Here is a 24275-nt window from a genome sequence, read left to right as displayed (position 1 = left end):
CATACTAAAAACAGATTAACAAAATCTACTCATCCGTATTAGTTTTTTAAAATCATATTAAAGCGGCTCTTTTTCATAGTGTGTCACTATCTCATAACCACAATCCTTTTATTGTATCAAAATAAAAAGGATCGACCATACTTATCCATTTACATGGTGATGATTCAGTAGATCACTATTTCGCTTCAGAAGCTATTTTTACCAGTTCAGTCAATTATTTCTTTATTAAACAATGTAATCTTCTGTTATTTGTATTTGAAATTTTAATCATAAAAAAATGGTAAAGCAAGAATTCAAAGCAAGAAACAATTTCAATCTATATATAGCCGTATTTGCTTTCGGTTTATTATTCATTTCATGTGGCGGACAAAAACAAGATGAATCGTATGAACAACAAGCTGTTCCTGCTGATTTCATTGAATTAAAAGAATCTCCTACTACGATCGTAGAAACTTATCCTGGTACCATAGAGGGAACAGTCAATGTCGATATTAGAGCACAAGTTTCTGGTTACCTCGAAGTAACATATGTGAAGGAAGGACAATATGTACAAAAGGGGCAATCACTTTTTAAAATTAAAAGTGATGTTTTTAATGAACAGGTGAACAACAGTAAAGCTTCGTTACAATCGGCACTAGCTGCACAGGCAAATGCACAGATTGAATTAGAAAAAATAAGACCGCTAGTTCAGGGAAAGGTTGTTTCAGATCTACAGTTAAAAACTGCTCAAGCGCAATATGATGCGGCAACAGCTCAGGTGGCACAAGCTAAGTCGGCAGTGAGCTCTTCACAGTTAAACGCCGCTTTCGCAATTATCAAAGCACCAGTAAGTGGATATATCGGCCGTATTCCGAGTAGGGTCGGAAATTTGGTCACACCTTCTGATGTGAATCCATTGACAAGTCTATCTGAAATCGATCAGGTATTTGTCTACTTCAACCTTAATGAAGCAAAATTCATTGCTTTTATGAATGATCGAAAAACTGATGCTGGAATGAATACAGTGGAAATTATCATGGCAGACGGTAACCGTTACAATCAAAAAGGTCAGGTCGAAATAGCAAGCGGTAACATTGATCGTAACACCGGTACGATATCACTAAAAGCAATATTTTCAAATCCAGATAAAATTTTACGCTCAGGTGGTGCTGCACGCGTAGTTTTAACTAAAAGTCTAAATAGTGCAATTAAGTTACCTATGGCGGCAGTGAAAGATATTCAAGACAAATTTTTTGTCTATGTGCTCGCTGATAGCAATAAAGTGGCAATGAAAGCTATTGAAATAAATGGTAGAACTGGTGCAGATTATATCATCAAATCAGGCGTAAAAGCAGGCGATAAAATAGCCGTAAATAGTATTGATCAATTAACAGAAGGTATAGCAGTTCAACCTAAAGTAATCAGTCAAGACTCATTGAAAAATTAATTTTTAGACGAGTATCAACATGTTAAAAAAGATTATAGATAGACCAGTAATGGCCACCGTTATTTCGGTTGTGCTGTTAATATTGGGCGTTATAGGATTATTAAGACTTCCTGTAACAAGATTTCCAGATATATCTCCACCTACCGTAATGGTTTCGGGGAGTTATCCTGGAGGGAACAGTGAGGCCGTGATCCGCTCAGTGGTAACACCACTGGAAGAGCAGATCAATGGTGTGGAAAACATGCAGTATATCAAGTCTACTGCAAGTAATGATGGTTCTTTTTCCATTTCCATTATCTTCAAACAAGGTGTTAATCCAGACCAGGCTGCTGTAAATGTACAAAACAGAGTTCAACAAGCAACGCCCATACTTCCAGAAGAAGTAATCCGGATGGGGCTTACAACCTCAAAGCAACAAAACAGTATGATCATGATCTTCAACGTGTATACGGAAGATAATGAAAAATATGATGAGTTGTTTCTTCAAAACTATGTCAACATTAATGTCATACCACAAATTAAACGTGTACCTGGTGTAGGTCAGGCACAAGTTTTTGGTTTAAAGGACTATTCAATGCGTGTATGGCTCAATCCGCAGAAAATGGCATCTTATGGTTTAGAACCTGCTGATGTAAGTAAAGCCATTGGCACTCAAAGTTTAGAGGTGGCACCCGGTAAATTGGGTGAGGAATCGAATGCGGCATTGGAATACGTTATGCGTTATAAAGGTAAAAAGAGCCAACCTCATGAATATGAAAATATCGTTGTTAAACGTGATGGCGAACTTTTGGTACGCTTGAAAGATGTAGCACGTATAGAATTTGGCTCTCTTAGTTATAGTGGAAATACAACTATGAGTGGTAAAAATTCAGTTACTGTTGCAATTCTCCAGACTACGGGATCTAATGCAAATGACATCGAAATCGGTGTGCGCGATGTATTAAAGAGTGCTTCCAAAAACTTTCCTCCCGGCGTAGACTACACGAGTTTGATGAGTACAAAAGAGCGTTTGGACGAAGCAACAGGCCAGGTGAAATCTACTTTGATTGAAGCATTTATTCTGGTATTTATCGTCGTATTCTTGTTTTTACAAGACTTTAGATCGACCATTATACCTGCAATTGCTGTACCGGTAGCGATCATAGGAACATTTTTCTTTCTGCTTGCTTTTGGTTTCACCATAAACGTATTGACACTCTTTGCACTGGTACTTGCAATCGGTATTGTCGTCGATGATGCCATTGTGGTCGTCGAAGCCGTCCATAGTAAAATGGAAGGTACAAACATGACCGGAAAAGAGGCAACTCATAGTGCTATGGGCGAGATCACGGGTGCAGTTGTATCGATCACTTTAGTCATGTCTGCGGTATTTATACCGATTGGTTTTATGACAGGATCCGCAGGTATTTTTTATAAGCAGTTTGCCTATACATTAGCGATTGCAATTATTATATCTGCGATCAATGCATTAACCCTTACTCCTGCCCTATGTGCCTTATTATTGAAAAATAATCATGCCGATGGTCATCATGGAGAAGTCGAAAAGAAAGGATTTGGAAAAAGATTCTTTACTGCATTTAATGCTGGATTTGAGAATTTAACAGGTAAATATATCAAAGGATTACGGTTCTTAATTGTTAAAAAGTGGATCGGTGCAGGTTTAGTTATTGTGATTACTGCACTAGCAGGCTGGATGATGATCAGTACACCAAAAAGCTTTGTTCCGATGGAAGATGATTCATTTATTATCTTCAGTTTAAGTATGCCTCCAGGTACTGCCTTAGATCGGACAACTGCCGCTGCTGCACGTATAGATGATATGTTGGAAAAAGAAGAATCAGTACAGAATAGTACCATTATTACAGGCTTCAATATTTTATCAAATAGTGCCAGTCCAGCATATGCTATGGGTTTTATCAAGTTGAAAGATAAGAAAGATCGTGGTGCGGAGAAAGATATTGATGTAATTTTAGGAAATCTAACAGCAAAGTTTGCAACGGTTAAAGAAGCTACTATTATGGCCTTTAGAAGTCCACCGATAGACGGATATGGGGTTACAAGCGGTGCCGAAATCGTGTTACAAGATAAGGCAGGGAAATCTCCCGAAAAGCTAAAACAGATGTCTGATGAGGTTATTGGAAAAATTATGCAACAACCAGGGGTACAATTTGCTTATACAACATTCCGTACGGACTTCCCGCAATTAGAACTTGAAGTTGATGAGGATAAAGCCCAACAAATGGGTGTAGAAATCAGTAATATGATGAACGTAATCCAGACCTATTTCGCAGGTGATCAGTCCATGAACTTTACACGATTTGGCAAATTCTACCGTGTCAATGTGAAAGCTGATGGAATATTCAGAACAGACGAAAATTCGTTTAATGAAATATTTGTTCGGAATGACCAAAATCAAATGGTTCCTGTGAAATCACTTGTTACCCTACATAAAGCATATGGTCCTGAATCCTTAAGCAGATACAACTTATTTAATGCGTTGACCATTAGTGTAGTGCCCCTACCCGGCGCAAGTAATGGTGAAATCATGGATAATCTGGAAAAAAATGTATTGAGCAAATTGCCTTCAGACTACGGTTACGAATGGACTGGCTTAAGTTTAGAAGAAAAGTCAGCAGGAAATCAAACGTTAATTATTTTATCGTTGTGTCTCCTATTCGTTTACTTTTTATTAGCGGCGCAGTATGAAAGTTACCTTTTACCACTAGCAGTATTGCTATCTATTCCAACAGGTATCATTGGTGCATTTGCTTCAATTAAAGCTATAGGATTGGATAATAATATTTATGTACAAGTAGGATTAATTATGCTTGTGGGGCTATTAGCTAAAAATGCAATCTTAATCATCGAATTTGCCGTACAACGTCGAGCTGCAGGTTATTCTATTGTAGAGTCTGCTATTGAGGGTGCAAAATCAAGATTACGTCCTATCATCATGACATCTCTAGCTTTTATTGCTGGTATGATTCCATTAATGTTTGCTACGGGTGGATCTGCAATGGGTAATAGATCGATCAGTACAGGTGCTGCAATAGGGATGCTTTCAGGCGTCCTATTGGGTGTATTTGTCATACCGATCCTTTATATTCTCTTTCAATATCTGCAGGAAAAGGTATCGGGTAAAAATAAAAATCAAAAAATTCAAAGCGTTGAATAATGGCATTATCTATAAATAATATAATTTACGCTGTTGGAATGGCAACTTTATTGTCATCCTGCTCTGTAAACAAAAAGTATAGTCGTCCAGAGTTGGAGACCCCACAACATTATAGGAATACGATTGCGGTGACAGGTGATAGCATTAGTCTACCCTATAAAACCTTCTTTAAAGATACTCATTTGACGGCTTTGATCGATAAGGCACTTGATAAGAACAAGGATATATCGATCGCTATGATGAGTCTTCGTCAACTGGATCTTTCCTATAAACAGGCAAAACTGGGACTTCTTCCTACAGCTGATCTTTCGATATCTGCGGCAAGGAACTATTTATCAAAAAGCTCTTTGAACGGTTCTTTGAGTGAGCAGTTTACAGGAAATCAACACATGGACGATTATTCTGCTTCTCTTAATATTTCGTGGGAAGCGGATATATGGGGGAAAGTTGCGTTGCAAAAAGAATCTGCAAGAGCAAGCTTCTTCATGCAACGTGAAAATTTATCAGCATTGCGAACACGTATTGTAAGTCAAGTCGCACAGGCTTATTACAATTTAATTACTTTGGATGAGCAACTTAAAGTTGCTTCGCGAAATATTGCTTTGAGCGATACGACTTTGCACATCATAAAACTTCAGTTCGAGTCTGCACAAACCAATTCACTGGCAGTGGATCAAGCTGAAGCCCAGAAGAAAACTGCTGAATTATTGGTACCCCTTGCTAAGCAAAACATCGCACTACAAGAGAATGTACTGAGTATTCTTTGTGGGTCTTTTCCAGATAGCATATCACGAGCAAATACAATGGATACGACACCCTTTGTGGAAAGCTTTCCAATAGGTGTTCCTGCCGATATGCTCAGTAGACGTCCTGATGTTAGAGCTGCAGAATACGCTGTGGTAGTTGCTAACGCAGGTACTGGTCTTGCAAAGGCTCAGATGTATCCATCTTTGAGATTAACTCCTTCTATTGGAACAAATTCATTCCAGTTTGAAAATTGGTTTGATTTACCCGGTTCATTAGTAAAGAATATTGCTGGTAACATTACCCAACCTATTTTTCAAAATAAGAAGTTAAAAACAGCTTATGAAATAGCAAAAATCGAACAGGAAAAATCTGCCGAACAATTTCGTCTGGCAGTCATGACTGCTGTGAGTGAGGTATCTGATGCTTTAGCTAAAAGAGAGTACGCAAGCCAACGTATTACACTGATAGAACAGAAAAAAACGGCATTGCAAAAGGCCGTTAGTGATGCAATGTTGCTGTATAGAAGTGGAATGGCCACATATCTTGAAGTTATCACCGCACAGAATAACTCCCTTCAAAATGATCTAGAGGCCATATCGATTCAAAAAGAACAGTTTGATGCTTCAACAGATCTTTATCGTGCATTAGGTGGAGGAACAGAATAAATAATCATAGCATATCAAAAAAAGGATCGATATACCATCGATCCTTTTTTGATTTAATCATATCTCTTTTCTTACCCTCGAATCTATCCAAAAGAGATCATGCATAGGCAAAAGATCTTGTGGCGCTATGCGATTGTAAATTAACTGCTCAGTATCACCAGAAATGTTCCATCTATAATCATCTCCCTGAACAGCTAATACTTTTAAAATAGCATCTTCATCACAGACCCAAATATCCGATTCTATTACTGCGACATTGTGCATCATAAACCAGTTATGTGCTTGAGTAGAATCAAGACAGATTAAAGATCGGGTCAAAGACTCCAAATCTTTCATTCCTACAGCAACATGTTCTGGATAATGTAATTGAAGGTAATCCAGGTACATGCTATGATCCCCAGTATGTAAGGCATAATTGCGGATAATCAATCTTTGTGGGTCGAATGAAAAATCATAGACTTCCGGATTGGCTACAAATTGATAATATTGATTATAGATGTGAAACCGTTGATTCAATCTTAAGTAATGATCATCTTCAATAAATACTTCCCCATCAAGCTGTTCATCTTCCACATTTAATAAAGCGTCTTCAATAACAAGGACAGCCGGTTCCTGAAAACTCATTACCTTTGTTTTACCATCTAGTTGCAGCAGGTAATCCCATACATTGGGTACACTAATCGGATACCAAGTAGGATTCTCATCATCAATCCTGTTCTTAGATGTTAAAATATTGTACCCTTTAGACTGCAGGTCTAACAGGATGGATCTGGTCAGAGTAGCAAACTGCATAACGTGATCTTTAGGAGGTTCAACTTAATTCATTTAACACATAAACACTAACCGTTGCAGATCAGGTGTTTATGATTAAACACTTAAATAACAAAGTTGTTTTACCTAGATATTGTTCAACAAATGAAGGTCCGAATCGAATCTATCCCATAAATAAACCCATTCGTCACATATAATTTGACAACTGATAAAAGGTTGATATTCTTGTATGGTCAATTAATACAAGAATATATGAAAACGAAATTAATAATGGTATTTCTCTTATATGTAATTATTCTAAATCATCTTCATGCGACTGCGCAAAATCATAAGGACCTAGATCGTGATTACGTAAAAAAGGATAGTATCTTATGGAATGAATATGAAAAACGTATGGATAGTATTGTTAGAAATATTGCAGATAGACAAAAAAGAAAAGCAGACCTTATTGCTAATCTAGATGAAACAAATCGTAAAAACAAAGAATTAGCGATCTCGTTCAAAAATACTATTGGCGGAATAGAACGTATATTTATGACCCGAGCACAGTTTACAAAAACTGAACTCAAAAATGTTTTAGAAAGCACGTCCTTAAGAGTAAGAAAAACTTCAGCATTTAAAGCAATTCAAGACCATCTTAATATTGATCAGATAAAAATCGGAAATTTATGGCCAGAGCATCTCACGATAGTCGATACGGCAAATTTACCTATAAGATTAAAAAAGAATATCACGAATATCATTATCTATAATGGATCAGGAATGAGTGACTGCATGGGAGAATCCAATAGATCTGAATTGAACAAACTTGCTAAAGATGCACAATTCTCTAGCCGGGCTAAGATTTATTTATTTTACAATACAGAAAATATAAATACATTGAAAAACATTAATGCTAAATTTAACGATCATTTGGCATATACCAGTGACCTGACTGGTGATTATAGCAAATTTAAAATAGCAATGGGAAGCCAGGCAATTCCAACTGTTTATATCTTTAATTCAGATGGCAAGCTAGAAGCTATTCAACTTGGTGTTGAAGATATAATCACGAAGTGGCAAAATAAATAACCTTAAAATCAAAAAAAAATGAATCTGCGAAGAATTGAATTTATCATACTAACAAGTATATATCTATTTTTAATGCTCTTGATATATACACGAACCGCTAACGAACAAAGCCATGCAATGGTCTATCAAATCATCGGTCTTACCATCTTTTTGACCACAATATCCTTTATTTGTTATCTACGGCCCTACCTGTTTGGTAGAGGTAAAACAGATTGGGGAATTGGTGCTACAATACTACTTTTCATACTGTCATGGTCCACACTTACATGGTGCTATTCCAATATTAACATCAACCATAATTCATGGAAAGATAATTTTTTTGATTCACCTTCTTTTCCTATTTCATTGTTTACTTTCATAACTTTATTTGCCTATGAAGGTATAAAAACTTGGTTTTATTACTTCTCTCATAAAAAAGAAACTCTTATTAGAAAAATAGCAAAAGAGGCATTTATAGTAGTTATCTCAGGAGCTCTACTAACCTTTATATCTTTTGGCCTTTCCAGTTATTTAGCTTATCTGACTTTAGCAATTCCTTATGGATACTGCCTATATGCTCTACAGCAATATTTGCTACTAGAACATTTAGAATCCGGCAAATTAAACCGCTCACTGTATACCATATTTACCATCATCAGCGCTATTTTAACCTATATCCCTTTTGCCTCCATAATCAAGATAGCTTCAGGAGCGAGATTGCACAATGAGATTATTCTCACAGGTGTATTAATAAGTATTATGATCATTCCATTGACCTACATCCTATATTTCAATCAGCGTAAGCAATCTAGACAACTTGTTAATCTTCGCAATGAACTTGGGCAGACTGAATCAGATCTCAAACTTTTACAATCTCAGATTAATCCCCATTTCCTTTTTAATGTAATGAATACGATATATGGGATTGCGCTTCAGGAAAATGCAGAGCGGACTGCTGAAGGCATACAAAAATTAGGAGATATGATGCGCTTTATGTTACACGAAAATCAACAAGATTCGATACTATTGGCTAGAGAAATAGAATATCTAAAAGAATACATCGATCTACAAACATTAAGAACCGCGCCAGTGGAAATGATTAAGATTACTTATGAGATTCCTGAAGTACTCGAATCGCATGCTATTGCCCCTATGCTCTTAATTCCATTTATAGAGAATGCTTTTAAGCATGGTATAAGTCTTAACAAGCCGTCATGGATCCGTATTCATTTAAATATACACAAAGACGTATTAAAACTGAGTGTTTACAACAGCATTCATAGATTGAACGAACGCGATCCCGAAAGCAACAAATCTGGGTTAGGCTTAGATAATGTCAAACATCGATTAAATTTACTATACCAAGGCAACTATGAATTGCATATTGAAGAAACTCCAATTGAATTTTTTACATTGCTGACTTTGAAAATTGGAAAAAGTAGTACGCACGCTTATTCCTAAGGTCTTTTTATGTATATTAACTTTAAATCGATTATAATATAAATATGATAACAGCTATTGCAATAGATGACGAACCAATTGCATTGGATATTGTCGATCGCTATGCACAGAAAGTCCCTTATATTACTTTGGAAGCAAAATTTTCAAATGCATTTGATGCTTTAGAATACTTGAGGAGAAAACAAATTGACCTTTTGTTTCTCGATGTAAAGATGCCTGATATTTCAGGCATCGATTTTTTCAATAGCCTAAGTAAAAAACCGATGTTAATATTCACAACAGCGTACTCAGAACATGCCGTAACAGGGTTTGAACTAGAAGCAATTGACTATTTACTAAAACCATTTTCATTTCCCAGATTTTTAAAAGCCTGTAATAAAGCAAACGAACAAAAACAACCAGTTTCTACTGTAAATCATATCTTTGTTAAAGATGGAATTAATATGGTGCGGATTGATTTTGATCAAATTTTATTCGTAGAAGCAACAGGCAATTATATAAAATACATCTTAAGAGGTAAAAGTATTTTAGTTCGTATGACCGTAAAAGAAGCGCTAGAATTATTGCCAACACATCAGTTCTTACAAGTACACAGGTCATATATCATCAATCTAAAGCTGGTTGAAAAAGTCGAAAGACATCTTGTTTTGATCGCTGATCATATAATTCCAATAAGTAGCTCCTATATCAGTGATCTCAAAGAAAAATTAAAAGGCAATGTTAACATTAAATTATAAATTTCTCGATAATTCATTTATATGGGTCTAAAGTGAGGACTTCAGGATTGTAGTAAATAAATATTACCATTATATCACTAAATAATACAATTAATTTATAAATTTGTCATATTGAAGAATTTGAAGACTCATATTGGTATAATCTTATTATTCTGTCTTGGCTTTTTATTCCTGCCAAGTACGGGGTATTCCTGTGATATGGATCATACCAACACACAGCAGGCTTCCTCCGCACAAGAACATCAGTCCACACATTCAAAAACAAATAATTCCTGTTCAGAAAATGCTTCTAAGAAAGCTGATCACGGAGACTGCAACCATAGCAAGTGCGACCATGTCACGTGCAGATGCCTCTCTTCTTCTTGTTCTGTTTTCTTAACCATTCCATTTGATATAAATCTGAAAGAGTTTTCTTTTGTTGCCAAACAAAAATTCGGATTTCAGCAAAATAATTATTACTCAGAATTTTCAAGCATCTGGCTACCTCCCAAAATAGGTTAAAAAGGGCTCTTAATGCCCAAAGTACGTCATATCAAAAGCTAGAGTTAGCTTTTGGAAAGCTTTAATTTATTTTAATTATTAAAATCATGAAATCAATATCAAAAATATTGATAGTAATCACTGTATTATTATCATCCATAAATACGTATGCCCAAATTAATAATACCAAAACTGAAACCGTCAATATATATGGTGAATGTGACATGTGCAAAGCAACCATAGAAAAAGCAGGAAATAGTAAAAATCTCGCTCAGGTGGAATGGGATGTGGATACAAAGAAAGCAGTAATAAATTATGATGCTCAAAAAACAAGTAGAGAAGAAATCTTAAAACGTATTGCCTTAGCAGGTTATGACAGCGAAGATTTTCTAGCTCCCGCAGATGTATATATGAAACTTCCCGAGTGTTGTCAATATACAAGAGAATTAAAGACTGGTACAAAAACTGATGCCGTACAGTTGAAAGATCACAACGAGGTGTCAAATCATGCAACGCATACTCCTACCACAAACAAAAATCAAATACAGACTGTTCTTAACAGCTATTTTTTAGTTAAAGATGCTTTAATACAGACTGACGCGACGGCTACCTCCACCCGAGCAACGGCATTCCTTGCTGCAGTCAAAGCAGTAGATATGAATACACTATCTTCAGAAGAGCATCAGGTATGGATGAAAGGAGTTAATGGCTTAACTGTTAATGTCGAAAATATTTCCAAATCTAAATCGGTTGCAAAACAACGTGAACTATTTGCAAACGTTTCCAAAACAATTTATGATCTAGCAAAAACATCTGAATTGGAAAGTCCCATTTACTATCAGCACTGTCCCATGTTTAACGCGGGAAAAGGTGCACATTGGTTAAGTAAAGATAGTGCCATCAAAAACCCATACTTTGGTTCTAATATGTTGACTTGTGGTAGCACAGTGGAAACGTTGAATTAATAAATACAATTCTAAAATAACATAGACACCGTATATCATATTCCTATACGCTATATGTAACTATTAAATGCAGAAAAAACAAAAATACTTATTCACTGGTTAAAACTAGGAATAACTTCCACTAAAAAATAAATAAACAATGTATATAGCTAAGCATGTATCTATAAAAGCATTACAGACATTGATTATGCTCATTTGTGCAACAACTGCGTTTGCACAAAAAGTTGTCAAATATGACCTGTATGTTCGAGATACGATTGTCAATTTTACAGGGAAAGAAAAACGGGCAATTTCGGTTAACGGACAAATTCCTATGCCCACCCTTACATTTACAGAGGGTGATACTGCTGAAATTGTGGTCCATAATGAGCTAAAAGAAAATACATCCTTACACTGGCACGGCATATTTTTGCCTAATAAAGAGGATGGAGTAGCTTATCTTACTCAAGAGCCGATAAAACCCAATACCACATATACCTATCGCTTTCCTATTATCCAACATGGTACACACTGGTACCACTCCCATTCCGGCTTACAGGAGCAGATCGGCATGTACGGCAGTTTCATCATGAAAAAAAGAAGCGATGATAAAACTTTCAGAAAAGGAATTGACGACTTACCTACTATACCCATTATATTAAGTGAATGGACTGACCTTAATCCGGATAACATACATAGAATGCTGCATAATGCGAATGATTGGGCCGCCATCAAAAAAGGTGCTACCCAATCTTATGCCGAGTCTATTAAAGAAGGTCACTTTAAAACTAAAGTCAAAAATGAATGGAAACGTATGATGGCTATGGATGTAAGTGATGTGTACTACGATAAGGTTTTAATGAACGGAAACGAGTTCTCCAATCTAGAAAAAATAGATAATAAGACTTTGAAAGCAGGAGACAAAGTTCGTCTTCGCGTATCAAATGGTGGTGCATCATCCTATTTTTGGCTTCGCTATGCAGGAGGTAAAATAACCGTTGTCGCAAATGATGGTAACGATGTAGAGCCTGTACAAGTAGACCGATTAATGATTGCAGTATCTGAAACCTACGATATAGTACTCACAATCCCTAATGAAGGCATTTCGTATGAATTCATGGCGACGACAGAAGATAGAACAAAATCAACAAGCTACTTTGTAGGAAACGGAAAAAAACAGCTCATATCTCCCCTGCCTAGACTTAAATATTTTGAAGGCATGAAGATGATGAATGACATGATGAAAATGAACGGGGATCTGGATGATATGGGCATGAAAATGAGCCTAAACCAAATGGATATGAACGTAGTCATGTATCCTGAAATATCTGGTGATAAGACAAAAAAAGAAGATCATAGTCAACATGGTTCACATAAAATGACCGAGGATAAAGATCGATATAATGCCAATGCTATAGGAGATATTGTAACGCTAAATTATGCCATGCTCAAATCTCCTTATAATACTACACTCCCAAAAGATGCACCGGTAAGAGATCTTAAATTTACCCTAACCGGAAATATGAACAGATATGTCTGGAGTATGGACAATAAAGTGCTGGCTGAAAGTGATAAAATTCCTGTAAAGAAAGGTGAAGTATTACGCATCACACTATACAATAACTCCATGATGAGACACCCAATACATCTACATGGGTTTGATTTTAGAGTACTTAATGGTAAAAAAGAAAATGCACCTCTTAAAAATGTTATTGATATCATGCCAATGGAAGTCGACACTATTGAATTTTTAGCTAACGAAGAGGGAGACTGGTTTTTTCATTGCCATATTTTATACCACATGATGGCGGGTATGAACAGGGTTTTTGAAGTTGGAGATTATAAAAACCCCTTACTTCCCAATAAAGAAAAGGCCTATAAAGCCTTACAGAAAGAAAGTAATATGGCCCACTTCATGGCGCAGAATGATTTCGCAACAAATGGTAATGACGGTAGTGCTATGATTCAAAATGCAAGATGGTCATTAGGAACAGAGTGGAGATTAGGCTACAACGATATGCATGGATATGAAGTAGAGACCCATCTTGGAAGATACATCGGAAAAATGCAATGGTTGATGCCATTTGTAGGTTTCGATTGGAGATATAGGAGAATGGGCGAAGATGAGCATGAAAAAAACATCTTTGGTCAAGTTAATAAAAAAGATGTCAGAAGAGCTGTCAGTGCCGGATTTATGTATACACTTCCGATGCTTGTAAATTTTCAAGCTGAAGTTTATCATGACGGAATAGTACGCCTACAATTGATGAGAGAAGACATTCCTATTTCACCCAGATTAAGAGGAGGTTTTATGGTTAACACAGATCTAGAATATATGGGTGACCTTACGTATGTGATCAATAAAAATATGGGTATACGTACGCATTATGATAGTGATATGGGCTGGGGATTCGGATTATCATTAAACTATTAAGAATGATATATTTCTCTTAATGTGTTGTATCGTTAATAAGGAAATAAGAAAATAAGAAACAACTGAACGCACAGATAAAGGGTCTATTTTTTCATTAGACCCTTTTTGTTAAAGATTTATATTTACTTTCTAATGTATGAAATGACAGCAACTTGAATTTTTGTTTTAGAAAAGAACATAAACTCGCGGAGATGGTGTCGAAAAACTTTTTGCAGGAACAGTTTGTTCCTACAGTAGTTATATTTCTAAAAAATAAATTATGTATACAGATACTGTTACTGCAGGAATTCTAATAGATTTGATTCAGATTAACAACGACAGAATCGAAGGCTACACGCTAGCTTTAGAAAACCTAAAATCGAACCGTGATAATGACTTACGCTCCCTATTCGAAGGTTATATCCAAGAAACCATCTTGTTTAACTCCGAACTTGCTCCATTTACCGTAGTCGATGGCGAAACTCCAACAGTACCGCCACGAATTTCTGGTAAATTGCATCGCTTCTGGTTAGATCTCAAAGCAACACTAAGCGGTCATGATCGTAAACAGATTCTCGAAGAATGTGAGCGCGGTGAAGACGCTAGTAAAAAAGCATATGAAAGAGCTTTAAAAGAGGCTCCAGATCTTCCTATTGCTATTGTCACCATAATTCGAAATCATGCAGAAAAGCAAAAAAAGGCACACGATCAGATTCGTACCCTCAGAGATGAGGCTGATTAAACTGGGTATACTATAAATCAAAGTTCCTTTAAGCCTAAACTTATAAATGACCGACGGTATCTGTAGCATCATCGCGCTCAAGATTATTGAGAGGAAGACCTGATTTACTGTCATTAACATCAACAGTTGAGTCCCCAGTTCTACTTCGATGAAGATTATCAAGAGGAAGTCCTTTCAGTTGCTGATGAACTGTATCTTGAGTCTTAATTACATCGGAACTAGCTTTTGTCCGATCGCGACAAGACGAAAAGAAAAAAGCATTGATGATCAGTATTAAAGCAATATTTAAATTTTTCATTTGTATATTTAATTGAAATTAGCATTTATAGAATTATAGCAATTGATAATAAATATCACCTATTTGCTCCTAGCTTTTTCAATAGCGTTGCTTCATCAGTCAAGTCTAATCTCAGTGGAGTTATAGACACCATATCATTCTCCACAGCCCATCTGTCCGTACCTTCATCAGCTGGTTCAAGTGGAGATACCGTAAACCAATAGTGCTTACGCCCCAATGGATCAGTTCCTGGTATTATTGTACCATCATATAGACGTACAGACTGTCTCGTCCAAACGATATCTTTTGGCTTTTCAGGAAAATTAACGTTATAGAGAGCCAATTCTTTGTCCTCTAAAAGAAGCGCTAATGTTTTTTCTACAAAAGGTTCTAATGCTTCAAAATCAGGTTCTGTTTTTCCCACGGGTGTACTCAGTGCAATGCCCTTAATACCAAACAAAACGGCCTGCTTTGCAGCAGCCAAAGTTCCTGAATGCCACATCGAATTACCTAGATTTGGCCCCATGTTAATACCAGATAGAACCACATCAACATCGTTCCATAGATGAGTCCCCATAGCCACACAGTCTGCTGGAGTTCCGTTTACCCGATAAGCTTCCACATCATCAAATATGATGGGAGATTTTTTATAACTCAACGGTCTAGAATGCGTGACTGCATGTCCCATGGAAGATTGCTCAACATCTGGTGCCACTAACTTCACCTGGCCAAATTTCCTAGCCACTTTGGCCAGCGCGGCAATGCCTGGACTGTAAATACCGTCGTCATTTGTAATTAAAATTCTCATAGTCTCTATCGTTTCTGCAAATAAATATTTTATATAAATAACAACAAATGGATAAGCTAAATGTTGTTATATAAATTAAATCTATGGAACAAGCAATTTTATTACACAATCCCGGAGCAGGCGATGAGGACCATCTGAAATCTGATTTAATAGCGTTAATTGAGCAAGAAGGTTATGCTTGTGTATACTTTTCGGTAAAAAATGGAGATCAATGGATTCATCAAATAGATCAAGCAGATTTTGCCGTAGTAGCCGGTGGCGATGGGACCGTAAGAGGAGTCGCTAAGGAATTGGTTAAAAGAAATTCTCTTGAGAAAAAGATCCCTATTACCATATTACCGATGGGGACTGCCAATAACCTATCTATAGCATTGGGTATTGACAGTACTAAAAAAAACCTAGATCATATTAAAAATTGGAAAAATACGAAACGGCAACGTTTTGATGTAGGTGTAATTAAAAATGCAGATTCTACAGATTTTTTCTTGGAGGGAGCAGGATACGGTGTTTTTCCACACTTAATCCAGAAAATGGAATCGGTTGATAAAAGTAAAGTTGAAAATGCCAAAGATGAGTTAAAATTAGCTTTAGAAGTCCTGCATGAAATTATTAAAACTGCCAAAGCTGAAAAATATTGGATAAAAGCGGATGATAAAATCTACGAAGGTAAATGTTTATTACTAGAAGTGATGAACATCCAATCTGTTGGCCCCAATTTAATATTATCACCACAAGCAGTAACAGATGATGGCCTTTTTAACGTTGTATACGTTGATGAGGATCAGAGATCAGATTTCGCTAATTTCATTAAGAAAAGATTAAACGATGAAGAAGTGACGTTCGACTATAGAACATTTGAAGCGAAACAACTCACCATTGATTGCGAAAGCACCTATATGCATATAGATGATGAACTGGTACTGCCGCTCAAGAATGTTGCAATATTGGAAGTAAGAGAAAATGTCCTTGAGTTTCTTGTTCCGCAATCATAAATTAACATTTAAATTAGGGCTTTCCAAATTGCAGAAGATAAATGCTGATGAACTATAATAATTGAAGTATAAAAATATAGAACTAAATTAAAAAAGGATCCTGTTCAGGATCCTTTTTTAATACATATACAATAATCAATTCATCTATACATTTAAATCTGATTTCGATAAGTTCAACATAGATTTAACAGCATTTTCAAGATCATCCAAGTTAAATGGCTTCTCGAGATAACTGTCTGCACCCGCTTCTTCTGCTAAGAGCTGAATATCATTATTAGCAGATACGTATATAACAGGAATATGATTGAAATCTGGGTGCTGTTTAACAAGTTGAGTAGCTTTGATGCCACCAATCTCAGGAATCCAGTTATCCATTAAAATAACATCAGGTTTAACAGCCGTTACTTTTTCAATAATATCATGTGATGTCTCAGATGTAGCCACCTGATATCCATAATTTTCTAAAATAATGGTGCAAACTTCCAAGATGTTCACATCATCATCAAAGAGCAATATAGTCTTATCTTTCATCGTAAATCAAAGTATGGGAAAACGTTAATAAGGCGCTAATATAATAAAAAACTAATGCAAGATTAGTTGCGTCAAATACGCAATTGATTGATATAAGACGCAATTTCGGTCGGTTTTAATACCTGGTCTACCTCCATAGCCAATAGGGCTTGCTTAGGCATATAATCTATTTCTGCTGTCTCTGGATCTTGCACCAAAATAGTTCCACCATATTTTTTAATTTCTTTCAATCCATTTACGCCATCAGCGTTTGCTCCCGATAATAGCACTGCAACCGCATGTTCCTTAAAGGTTTCTGCAGCTGATCGAAATGTAATATCGATAGAAGGACGTGAAAAATTTAATTTTTCTGAAAAGTCTAAGGATACCTGAGTTTGATTTTCAAACAGCATATGATAGTCAGGTGGAACGATATAAATACTCCCTGGCAAAATAGTCATCTTATCCTCCACCTCCATAACCGGCAATTTACTGCTATTAGCTAATAATTTATTGAGTACAGATCCAGGGTAAGATTTACGGTGCAAAATGATAACAATAGGAAATGATAAACCCATATCAAGTTGAGGCAATACCTCTAGTAATACTTTGATACTTCCTGCTGAACCTCCGATTACGAATATTGAATCACCCATTTAAAACGAGAATTATGATGAACGTGTTTTCCTCCAGATTCGTTCATCGTTAATTTGTTTATATTTTTTCTCCAAATTAGAAAAACGAATAGTTTCCTTAGACCCCAATGCCAGATATCCTAGCGTATCTAAGCTTTCATCAAATAAATCAAAAACACTGTTCTGTAAATCCTTGTCAAAATAAATCAGCACATTCCGGCAAAGGATTAGCTGAAATGCATTGAAAGAGGTATCCGATACTAGATTATGTGTCGAAAAGATCATTTTATCTTTTAAATCACCGTTAAACTTTACAGAATCATAATTAGCGGCATAATATTTAGAAAAATCCTCTAAACCTCCAGATTGTATATAATTCTCCGAATATTGTTGCATTTGGCTGATGGGAAACATCCCACTGCTTGCCCGTTCTAAGACTCCTGGATTAATATCTGTCGCATAAATCAATGATTTATGATACAAATTAGCCTCCTTGAGCAAAATTGCAATTGAATAGGCTTCCTCTCCAGTAGAACACCCCGCTACCCAAATCCGTATAAAAGGATAGGTACCTAATCGGGGAAAAACATCTTCGCGTAAAGCCTTATAAAAATTTGGATCACGAAACATTTCGGTGACGTTGACGGTAATTTCCTCAACAAAACGTTGCAGGTATTCGGGATCACTTATTACCCGATATCTCAGTTCTGCAAAGCTTGTAAATTTATCGATCAGACACAGTCGATTTAACCGTCTTTTCAATGAAGCTTTACTATATTGCGTAAAATCATAACCATACCGTTCTGCCACATCTGTCAAAAGTAGCTCGATATCCTCATTTTTTATAATACTAGGTTCCCACATCTAACTATTCTGTTCAATTATACGGATTAAGAGATCTAAATCTATTGGTTTTGGCACATAAGCACGAGCACCCGCCTCCAAACATTTCTCACGGTCCCCCTGCATGGCTTGAGCTGTTACAGCAATCACTGGAATATGACCATAAGTCTTGGATGCTCCAATCACCTGAATAGCCTCATAGCCATCCATATCGGGCATCATCATATCCATTAAAACAATCTCAATGTCGCTATTCTTATCCAATAACTCCAACCCTTCTTGGGCACTGTTACAGGAAAGTGATTGATATCCTCGCGACTTTAAAGCCAATCGCAATGCGAAGATGTTGCGATTATCATCATCGATAATCAATACTAACTTAGCTTTCTTCATCACCTATTTTATGCTCTTAATTATCATATAACCATACGCGGAGTAGAGATAGCAGTTGATCGGTGTCAACTGGCTTAGATATATAGTCAGATGCACCTGCTACAATACACTTTTCCCGATCACCAGTCATTGCTTTTGCAGTAACAGCCATGATAGGCAATTTTGAATATTTCGGATTATTTCGCATTAGCCTGATCGTCTCATAACCATCCATTTCTGGCATCATCATGTCCATCAGAACGATAGATACATCGGGATTATTTTCTAGCTGTACCAAAGCTTCCTTCCCGTTTGTAGCTGATATAACATTCATTTGATACTTTTCTAATGCTTTTGACAATGAAAATATGTTCCTTACATCATCATCTGCGATCAAAACCTTCTTTCCTGTTAATACCTCACTCAAAGAACCCAACTTATTCACTTTTCTTTTCTGTACGTCGGCAGTATTTTCTTCAACTAGGTGAAGAAAAAGTCCTACCTCATCTAAAATTCTCTGATAAGAATGGGCAGTTTTAATAACAATGGAATCTGCATATTGTTTAATTTTGACCTCCTCCGCATGTGACAGATTTTTTCCTGTAAAAATAATAATAGGAAGATTTTCCAAACCCTTATTATTTTTGATTGCTTCTAACGTTTCATAACCAATCTTATCGGGCACCCCCATGTCTAGAATTACACAATTTGCGCCATCCGAACTTAATGCCTGAACACTTTCATCAACATTTGTCTTAATTTCAGCAGTAATATTAAAATTGCTCAAAAAATAAGAAAGTGCTGAAGCATGCTTTGGATTCTCTTCAACAATAAGAACCTTTCTTGGGTAGCGCGTTAGCGCATCCTCTATTTTTTTAAACATAACCCCGATCTGCTCAACAGCAACCGGTTTATTAATAAAATCTATTGCACCTTTGAGTAGACTCTCTCTTTTGACCTGAAGAGAAGACATGATGTGAACAGGTATGTGCCTAGTAAGTGGATTGCTTTTTATTTCATCCATAACCTGCCAGCCATCTTTTATAGGCAACTGAATATCTAGTAAAATAGCTAAGGGCAAATAGCGAGCAGCAAATTCTGCCGCAATATCTCCTCTGACCACAACTACCCCTTTATAGTTCTGTTTACGGGTATACTTGAGCAAAGCCTTCGCAAATGCAGTATCATCCTCCACAATAAGAATAACTTTATCTCCTTTTACAATATGATCGCGATCATCTTCGACCTCTTCAGGAATAGTATAAACGACATTTGGGGAAACTGATTCACCAACAATACTCTTCATTTCATCTATATCGGAAGCAATGATATCGATCAATCGCTCAGACGTCGGTTTTATTATGTCAGCAGTTTTCCTTTTCGGAATAATTAATTTAAAGACACTACCCTCGCCCTCTTTACTAGTCAATAAAATCTTACCACCAAGGAGGCGGGCTATCTCCCGGCTGATAGACAGTCCTAATCCAGTACCGCCAAATTTTCTCCGTGTTGAACCATCAGCTTGCTGAAATGCTTCAAAGATAATTCTCTGCTTGTCTTCAGCTATACCAATTCCAGTATCCTTAACCTCAAAAATCAAATTCTCCGGATGGTCTTTATCTTCAGAAATTGATAAACTAATCTTACCTTCAGACGTAAATTTAACCGCATTTGATAACAGATTTCTTAAAACCTGATCCAGTCTTAAACGATCTGTCTCTATCGTATGAGAAATATTCGAATCAATAGATATATCAAAAGAAAGTGATTTTTCTTTGATTAATGGTAAAAACAGATTCTGCAAATCATGGGTTATATCTTGTAATTTTACATCTTGATAATCCAGTTCCATTTTACCAGATTCGATCTTAGAAAGATCTAAGATTTCATCTATTAAACTTAATAAACTTGTTCCTGAACTCTGAATAACTTTTGCTGATTCAATTTGATCATCATTCAAATTACCATCAGTATCCTCTGACATCAACCTGGATAAGAGAAGGATAGAATTAAGCGGTGTTCTAAGTTCATGCGACATGTTAGCCAAAAATTCCGATTTATATTTTGTGCTCAGTGCCAGCTCTTCAGCTTTGCGCTGTATCTCTAAATTACGCTCGGCGATAAGATGGTTTTTTTCTTCAAGAGATTTAGACCGTTCTTCTAATTCGTGATTCGACTGTACTAATTCTTCCTGCTGCACCCGCAATTCTTCCTCCGAAGATTGTAATTTTTGAGTCTGCGCTTCAAGTTCAGTATTTAAATTCTCCAATTCAGCATGTTGTGCTTGTAATTCTTCCGTTTGCGTTTGCGTTTCCTCAAGAAGTTGCTGTACTTGATCACGGCTTTTAGCCGCAGCTATCGCAATCCCGATATTTCGGGTTGCTTCTATGAAATAAGGTAATTTTACATTTTCAACAGGATTGATAGATCCCAATTCAATAACACCAATACAATTATAATCCGCAAAAACAGGTAATAAGAGCACATGATCGATACGAATCTGACCACTGGCAAAACTCACGACATAATCACTTTTCGATAGATTTTCAAACCGTTTAACCTTTCCTTCCTTAAAAACCTGGCCAATCATACCTTCCCCCGGAGTAAAATATTTTACCATACGGTCTTCTAAACCATATGCATTTTTAAGTACTATACGATTTTGCTCCCACAGGTAAAATGCACCATTGGTACAATTACCGTAGGTGATAAGTTGATCTAAAGCATCTGATATTAAGATTTGTTCTGTTTTATTTCCAACAAGAGTTTCATTAAGTTGAGCTAACCCTGTTTGTCGCCATTCATTGTTATTTAGGTCATCAAATGATCGTTTTAAAGCATCAGCCATCTGATTCAACGAACCGCCGAGAATCCCTAGATCATCTTGCTCCGTATCATTCACATTCACGGTATAGTCTCCTCCTGCAATCTTATTTGCAATCCTTTGCGTAATTTTTAGCCTACGGCTAATTTCTTCATCTTTATCTTTCAGTGATTTTTGTAACTCTTCTCGCTTGATAAAATCTTCCCGAATACGTAGATAAAAAACTATGGTGATCAATAGCGAAACAATAGCCGCAATAACGACAAAAATTGAGGTATAGAACGACGATTTATTAAGTTCATCAGATCTTCTATTGAGTAGAACCTCTTCAGCATCAATAAACCTGGCAATAATAGCACGGCAACTATCCATGTATTGCTTACCCTCTTCCAATTGTGCTAAAGAGACGTCTCCCCCCTGTCTTTTTATGGTAATGAGATTAGCTAAAATCCCAAGCCTTGAGTTTACTAAAGAGGATAGACTATCCGCTACTAGACTTTGTTTAGGATTATCAGTCACAAGTTCCCTTGTCAAGATTAGTGCTTGAGGTAAAGATTTTTGACTATTAATATACGGTTCTAAAAAAGTTTCCTTTCCGGTAAGATGGAACCCCCGTTGACCGGTCTCGGCATTTTGCAAATCATTTAAGATTTTATTTGCTGATGCAATAACGCGCCGACTATGATCAACTTTTGTACGGTTATTGATCTGCTCTTTAATACTTATATAAGATGCAGTAGAACTTGCCAATAACAGAACCAAGGAAAAACCAAAGCCAATCTGTAAATTTCTTAAAAATGGTTTAGACATTTTCTTACTAATTTAAAGGTAGAGTAAAATAAAAAGTAGATCCCTGACCCAATTCACTTTGGATACCTACAGTACCATTATGTTGTTTAATGATCTCCGAACAGATATAAAGGCCTATACCAAGTCCCTGAAATCGCACGGATGATTCTTCTACCCGATAAAATTTACCAAATATATTCTTTTGCTTATGTTCAGGAATACCGATACCATAATCCTTAACACTAACGATTAATTGATCATTCTCTTTTTCTGTACGTACAATGATCCGATCTGTATTTGGCGCATATTTAATGGCATTTGTCAAATAATTGATCAAAACCTGTTCGATACGAACTTCATCACCTAAAAAGAGCTCTTCTATTCGATCACCTTCCCTCTCAATAGTAACGGTATTATTTTCATGGGTTTGATAAATAATATCAATAGCATTGGTTAGTAAGTTTTCAAAATCAAAATTCTTTTTTGTAATCTTCAATTTCCCGTTTTCAATTTTTGAGATGTCCAACAAATCTGTAATAAGTCCACTAAGTTTGGTGACCTGGCTTTGTACCCTATTGATATATTTGACTGCTGTGACGTCTTTAGCAGTATTAATTGTTCGCTCCAATAACTGGGCATATGCCTTAATACTTGTTAATGGGGTTTTCAATTCATGACTGGCTATACTTAAAAACTCATCCTTCTTCTTTTCCATCTGTTTTTGATCATCAATATCCGTAAAGGTACCGACCCACTTAACCTGATTATTCTTTTCTTTAATGGGAATGATTCGTAATAAATGAAATCTGAACAGCTCTGCTTTTAATTCTTTAATACGTACTTCAAGCTCTATTGGTGTTTCAGCAATTAATGCTTCTGCCCAAGATACATGTATATCCGGATCATCAGCATGCGTTGCAGGAAATTTATTTGATGTTGCATAGGATAGCCATTTGCTGTTCACAAATTCTATTTCACCATCTCCATTTGCCGTAAAAGCCAGCTGTGGCAGTGACTCTAATGTCGAATGCAAATTTTCAACTTGTTCTTTTAACTCCTGCTGCGCTTTTTTTCGCTCCTCAATTTCCAATCGTAGTATCTGCTGCATATCATTCAAAGCCACTGTCTGCTCATATAAACGAGAAAATGTTTTCACTTTCAGCATTAAAATATCTGGATCAATAGGCTTGGTAACATAATCTATACCACCTGATGCATAACCTTTAGTAATAAACTTTTTATCCTTATTGACAGCAGATAAAAAAATAATCGGAACATCCTTAGTTTTATTAAAACCAGATAACGTTTCTGCAACTTCAAAACCATCAATTCCCGGCATCTGAACATCCAAGATAATCAATGCATAATTATTCTTTAAAACCTTTTTTAGTGCCTCTTCTCCAGATAGCGCAGTATCAACTGAAAAATTTTGAGATTCGAGTAATTTCTTAAGTGAATAAATATTCGCTTCTTGATCGTCAACAATTAAAATCATAGCAGTTTAGTTCAATTCGTCTGTAAACAACAATCGTGTAAACACAGGTATTCGAATGATAAAGTTTAAAAATAGTATTTTATTTTTTAATAATGACACCTAGACACAAAGCAAACTAT

General features: G+C 36.2%; 20 protein-coding genes. 11 read left to right on the top strand and 9 right to left on the bottom strand.

Translation table 11 applies throughout. The features are described 5' to 3' along the window. The first annotated feature begins 277 nt into the window (after positions 1–277). Genes FHR29_RS03070 through FHR29_RS03060 form a run of 3 tightly spaced genes read left to right on the top strand, consistent with a single transcriptional unit; the run spans position 278 to position 6013 of the window. Complete coding sequence (locus FHR29_RS03070) at positions 278–1426, top strand: efflux RND transporter periplasmic adaptor subunit (RefSeq protein ID WP_183912222.1); 1149 nt, start codon at positions 278–280, stop codon at positions 1424–1426. 19 nt (positions 1427–1445) lie between these two features. Beyond that, the gene (locus tag FHR29_RS03065) at positions 1446–4601 is read left to right on the top strand and encodes an efflux RND transporter permease subunit (protein WP_183912220.1); all 3156 of its coding nucleotides are present in this window, start codon (positions 1446–1448) and stop codon (positions 4599–4601) included. After that, positions 4601–6013, top strand: coding sequence for an efflux transporter outer membrane subunit (locus FHR29_RS03060; protein WP_183912218.1), 1413 nt, complete (start codon positions 4601–4603; stop codon positions 6011–6013). Before FHR29_RS03065 ends, FHR29_RS03060 begins: the two co-directional genes overlap by 1 nt. 57 nt (positions 6014–6070) lie before the next feature. Here FHR29_RS03060 and FHR29_RS03055 read toward each other — a convergent pair whose 3' ends face one another. After that, a complete protein-coding gene (locus FHR29_RS03055; RefSeq protein ID WP_183912216.1) occupies positions 6071–6805 on the bottom strand; it encodes a hypothetical protein in 735 nt (244 codons plus the stop codon). Positions 6806–7036: 231 nt separating this feature from the next. On the opposite strand from FHR29_RS03055, the gene FHR29_RS03050 reads away from it, so the two are divergent. The 7 genes from FHR29_RS03050 to FHR29_RS03020 all read left to right on the top strand — a co-directional run bounded on the left by FHR29_RS03050 (position 7037) and on the right by FHR29_RS03020 (position 14611). Next, positions 7037–7855 carry a hypothetical protein gene (locus FHR29_RS03050; protein WP_183912215.1) on the top strand — a complete coding sequence of 273 codons (819 nt, stop codon included), beginning with the start codon at positions 7037–7039 and terminating at the stop codon, positions 7853–7855. An 18-nt stretch (positions 7856–7873) separates the two neighbouring features. Beyond that, positions 7874–9295, top strand: a complete 1422-nt coding sequence (locus tag FHR29_RS03045) for a sensor histidine kinase (protein ID WP_183912213.1) — start codon at positions 7874–7876, stop codon at positions 9293–9295. Between the two features lie 44 nt (positions 9296–9339). Beyond that, entirely contained in the window at positions 9340–10032 is a 693-nt protein-coding gene (locus FHR29_RS03040; RefSeq protein ID WP_132842400.1) for a LytTR family DNA-binding domain-containing protein, read from the top strand. A 111-nt stretch (positions 10033–10143) separates the two neighbouring features. Continuing rightward, the gene (locus FHR29_RS03035) at positions 10144–10533 is read left to right on the top strand and encodes a hypothetical protein (protein ID WP_183912211.1); all 390 of its coding nucleotides are present in this window, start codon (positions 10144–10146) and stop codon (positions 10531–10533) included. Positions 10534–10619: 86 nt separating this feature from the next. Then, entirely contained in the window at positions 10620–11477 is an 858-nt protein-coding gene (locus FHR29_RS03030; protein ID WP_183912209.1) for a DUF3347 domain-containing protein, read from the top strand. A 139-nt stretch (positions 11478–11616) separates the two neighbouring features. Next, the gene (locus tag FHR29_RS03025; protein WP_183912207.1) at positions 11617–13890 is read left to right on the top strand and encodes a multicopper oxidase family protein; all 2274 of its coding nucleotides are present in this window, start codon (positions 11617–11619) and stop codon (positions 13888–13890) included. 259 nt (positions 13891–14149) lie between these two features. Further along, the gene (locus FHR29_RS03020; RefSeq protein WP_183912205.1) at positions 14150–14611 is read left to right on the top strand and encodes a PA2169 family four-helix-bundle protein; all 462 of its coding nucleotides are present in this window, start codon (positions 14150–14152) and stop codon (positions 14609–14611) included. Positions 14612–14651: 40 nt separating this feature from the next. Here FHR29_RS03020 and FHR29_RS03015 read toward each other — a convergent pair whose 3' ends face one another. Both FHR29_RS03015 and surE read right to left on the bottom strand, forming a co-directional pair. Further along, a complete protein-coding gene (locus FHR29_RS03015; RefSeq protein ID WP_183912203.1) occupies positions 14652–14909 on the bottom strand; it encodes a hypothetical protein in 258 nt (85 codons plus the stop codon). A 55-nt stretch (positions 14910–14964) separates the two neighbouring features. Then, entirely contained in the window at positions 14965–15696 is a 732-nt protein-coding gene (surE, locus tag FHR29_RS03010) for a 5'/3'-nucleotidase SurE (protein WP_183912201.1), read from the bottom strand. Positions 15697–15779: 83 nt separating this feature from the next. Here surE and FHR29_RS03005 point away from each other — a divergent pair, with 83 nt between their 5' ends. Continuing rightward, a complete protein-coding gene (locus FHR29_RS03005; protein ID WP_183912199.1) occupies positions 15780–16688 on the top strand; it encodes a diacylglycerol kinase family protein in 909 nt (302 codons plus the stop codon). Between the two features lie 144 nt (positions 16689–16832). Here FHR29_RS03005 and FHR29_RS03000 read toward each other — a convergent pair whose 3' ends face one another. The 6 genes from FHR29_RS03000 to FHR29_RS02975 all read right to left on the bottom strand — a co-directional run bounded on the left by FHR29_RS03000 (position 16833) and on the right by FHR29_RS02975 (position 24156). Further along, positions 16833–17219 carry a response regulator gene (locus tag FHR29_RS03000; protein WP_132842392.1) on the bottom strand — a complete coding sequence of 129 codons (387 nt, stop codon included), beginning with the start codon at positions 17217–17219 and terminating at the stop codon, positions 16833–16835. 71 nt (positions 17220–17290) lie between these two features. Further along, positions 17291–17854 carry a chemotaxis protein CheB gene (locus tag FHR29_RS02995; RefSeq protein WP_132842390.1) on the bottom strand — a complete coding sequence of 188 codons (564 nt, stop codon included), beginning with the start codon at positions 17852–17854 and terminating at the stop codon, positions 17291–17293. 12 nt (positions 17855–17866) lie between these two features. Then, complete coding sequence (locus tag FHR29_RS02990; protein ID WP_132842389.1) at positions 17867–18697, bottom strand: protein-glutamate O-methyltransferase CheR; 831 nt, start codon at positions 18695–18697, stop codon at positions 17867–17869. After that, positions 18698–19069: a response regulator gene (locus tag FHR29_RS02985; protein ID WP_183912197.1), complete on the bottom strand. Its 372-nt coding sequence runs from the start codon at positions 19067–19069 to the stop codon at positions 18698–18700. A gap of 16 nt (positions 19070–19085) precedes the next feature. Then, entirely contained in the window at positions 19086–22682 is a 3597-nt protein-coding gene (locus FHR29_RS02980) for a response regulator (protein WP_183912195.1), read from the bottom strand. Between the two features lie 7 nt (positions 22683–22689). Further along, positions 22690–24156, bottom strand: a complete 1467-nt coding sequence (locus tag FHR29_RS02975; RefSeq protein WP_183912193.1) for an ATP-binding protein — start codon at positions 24154–24156, stop codon at positions 22690–22692. Positions 24157–24275 lie beyond the last annotated feature (119 nt).

The organism is Sphingobacterium sp. JUb56, from assembly GCF_014191365.1.
GTDB classification, from domain to species: domain Bacteria; phylum Bacteroidota; class Bacteroidia; order Sphingobacteriales; family Sphingobacteriaceae; genus Sphingobacterium; species Sphingobacterium anhuiense.
Note: the sequence above shows the minus strand (reverse complement) of the source record. Positions and strands in the feature narration are given on the sequence as shown.

Bases quoted from the DNA above. Each gene is read 5' to 3' on its own strand.
- FHR29_RS03070 (WP_183912222.1), top strand. From the start codon at position 278: ATGGTAAAGCAAGAATTCAAAGCAAGAAACAATTTCAATCTATATATA.
- FHR29_RS03065 (WP_183912220.1), top strand. From the start codon at position 1,446: ATGTTAAAAAAGATTATAGATAGACCAGTAATGGCCACCGTTATTTCG.
- FHR29_RS03060 (WP_183912218.1), top strand. From the start codon at position 4,601: ATGGCATTATCTATAAATAATATAATTTACGCTGTTGGAATGGCAACT.
- FHR29_RS03055 (WP_183912216.1), bottom strand. From the start codon at position 6,805: ATGCAGTTTGCTACTCTGACCAGATCCATCCTGTTAGACCTGCAGTCT.
- FHR29_RS03050 (WP_183912215.1), top strand. From the start codon at position 7,037: ATGAAAACGAAATTAATAATGGTATTTCTCTTATATGTAATTATTCTA.
- FHR29_RS03045 (WP_183912213.1), top strand. From the start codon at position 7,874: ATGAATCTGCGAAGAATTGAATTTATCATACTAACAAGTATATATCTA.
- FHR29_RS03040 (WP_132842400.1), top strand. From the start codon at position 9,340: ATGATAACAGCTATTGCAATAGATGACGAACCAATTGCATTGGATATT.
- FHR29_RS03030 (WP_183912209.1), top strand. From the start codon at position 10,620: ATGAAATCAATATCAAAAATATTGATAGTAATCACTGTATTATTATCA.
- FHR29_RS03025 (WP_183912207.1), top strand. From the start codon at position 11,617: ATGTATATAGCTAAGCATGTATCTATAAAAGCATTACAGACATTGATT.
- FHR29_RS03020 (WP_183912205.1), top strand. From the start codon at position 14,150: ATGTATACAGATACTGTTACTGCAGGAATTCTAATAGATTTGATTCAG.
- FHR29_RS03015 (WP_183912203.1), bottom strand. From the start codon at position 14,909: ATGAAAAATTTAAATATTGCTTTAATACTGATCATCAATGCTTTTTTC.
- surE (WP_183912201.1), bottom strand. From the start codon at position 15,696: ATGAGAATTTTAATTACAAATGACGACGGTATTTACAGTCCAGGCATT.
- FHR29_RS03005 (WP_183912199.1), top strand. From the start codon at position 15,780: ATGGAACAAGCAATTTTATTACACAATCCCGGAGCAGGCGATGAGGAC.
- FHR29_RS03000 (WP_132842392.1), bottom strand. From the start codon at position 17,219: ATGAAAGATAAGACTATATTGCTCTTTGATGATGATGTGAACATCTTG.
- FHR29_RS02995 (WP_132842390.1), bottom strand. From the start codon at position 17,854: ATGGGTGATTCAATATTCGTAATCGGAGGTTCAGCAGGAAGTATCAAA.
- FHR29_RS02990 (WP_132842389.1), bottom strand. From the start codon at position 18,697: ATGTGGGAACCTAGTATTATAAAAAATGAGGATATCGAGCTACTTTTG.
- FHR29_RS02985 (WP_183912197.1), bottom strand. From the start codon at position 19,069: ATGAAGAAAGCTAAGTTAGTATTGATTATCGATGATGATAATCGCAAC.
- FHR29_RS02980 (WP_183912195.1), bottom strand. From the start codon at position 22,682: ATGTCTAAACCATTTTTAAGAAATTTACAGATTGGCTTTGGTTTTTCC.
- FHR29_RS02975 (WP_183912193.1), bottom strand. From the start codon at position 24,156: ATGATTTTAATTGTTGACGATCAAGAAGCGAATATTTATTCACTTAAG.